Origin of the sequence: Mycobacterium sp. (genome assembly GCF_049585075.1) — a bacterium.
Lineage (GTDB): Bacteria > Actinomycetota > Actinomycetes > Mycobacteriales > Mycobacteriaceae > Mycobacterium.
The window spans coordinates 1-1,708 of the sequence record NZ_JBAUZA010000021.1; the positions used below are offsets into that span (position 1 = coordinate 1).

Genomic DNA, 1,708 nt, shown 5'->3' on the forward strand with positions numbered 1-1,708 from the left:
ACGTCCGGGTGGGCCTTCTCGATCTCGTCGAAGAGCACCACGGTGTAGGGCCGGCGGCGTACCGCTTCGGTCAGCTGGCCGCCCTGGTCGTAGCCGATGTAGCCGGGCGGTGCACCGACCAAGCGGGCAACCGAGTGCTTCTCGCCGTACTCGCTCATGTCGATGCGGACCATGGCCCGATCGTCGTCGAACAGGAAGTCGGCCAGCGCCTTGGCCAGCTCGGTCTTACCGACACCGGTGGGTCCCAGGAACATGAACGATCCGGTGGGCCGGTTGGGGTCGGCGACCCCGGCCCGGCTGCGTCGCACCGCGTCGGACACCGCCTGCACGGCCTTACGCTGCCCGACGACTCGCTTGCCCAGTTCGTCTTCCATCCGCAGCAGCTTGGCCGTCTCGCCTTCCAGCAGCCGACCGGCCGGGATGCCCGTCCACGCCGCCACCACGTCGGCGATGTCGTCGGGTCCGACCTCTTCTTTGAGCATCACGTTCTCGCGTGCCTCCGCCTGCGGTAGCGCGGCGTCGAGTTTCTTCTCGACCTCGGGAATGCGCCCGTAGCGCAGCTCGGCGGCCTTAGCCAGGTCGCCGTCGCGCTCGGCGCGCTCGGATTCGCCGCGCAGCGTCTCCAGGTGCTCCTTGAGTTCGCGCACCACGTCGATGGCGTTCTTCTCGTTCTGCCACCGGGTGGTGAGCTCGGCCAGCTTTTCTTTCTGGTCGGCCAGTTCAGAGCGCAGCTTCTCCAGCCGCTCCTTGGACGCGTCGTCTTCTTCCTTGGCCAGCGCCATCTCTTCGATCTCGAGACGACGCACCAGCCGTTCGACCTCATCGATTTCGACGGGCCGCGAGTCGATCTCCATCCGAAGCCGGCTGGCGGCCTCGTCAACCAGGTCGATGGCCTTGTCCGGCAGGAAGCGGGCGGTGATGTAGCGGTCGGACAGGGTGGCCGCCGCCACTAGCGCGGAGTCGGTGATGCGCACACCGTGGTGCACCTCGTAGCGGTCTTTCAGACCGCGCAGGATGCCGACGGTGTCCTCGACCGACGGCTCACCGACGAAGACCTGCTGGAAGCGCCGTTCCAGCGCGGCGTCCTTCTCGATGTGCTTGCGGTACTCGTCGAGCGTGGTGGCGCCGACCAGCCGCAGTTCGCCGCGGGCCAGCATCGGCTTGATCATGTTGCCGGCATCCATCGCCGATTCACCGGTCGCGCCGGCCCCGACGATGGTGTGCAGCTCGTCGATGAACGTGATGATCTGCCCGGCGGAGTTTTTGATGTCGTCGAGCACGGCCTTGAGGCGTTCCTCGAACTCGCCGCGATACTTGGCGCCGGCCACCATAGAGCCCAGGTCCAGGCTGATGACGGTCTTGTCGCGCAGGCTCTCGGGCACGTCGCCGGCGATGATGCGCTGCGCCAGGCCCTCGACGATCGCGGTCTTGCCGACGCCGGGCTCGCCGATCAGCACCGGGTTGTTCTTGGTGCGACGGGAAAGCACCTGCACGACGCGGCGAATCTCGTTGTCCCGACCGATGACTGGGTCGAGTTCGCCTTCGCGGGCGCGGGCGGTCAGGTCGGTGGAGTACTTCTCCAGCGCCTGATAGGTGGACTCGGGATCGGCGCTGGTGACCCGGGCGCTGCCGCGAACCTTGACGAACGCGTCCCGCAATGCCTGCGGGGATGCCCCGTGCCCGGTCAGCAGTTTGGCGACGTCGGAGT

The 1,708-nt window shown here is 67.3% G+C and carries 1 protein-coding gene; it reads right to left on the reverse strand.

Annotated features, from left to right (window positions below):
- Nucleotides 1-1,708: ATP-dependent Clp protease ATP-binding subunit (locus WB785_RS01140; RefSeq protein WP_424076871.1), on the reverse strand; the 1,708-nt coding region annotated here is incomplete at both ends.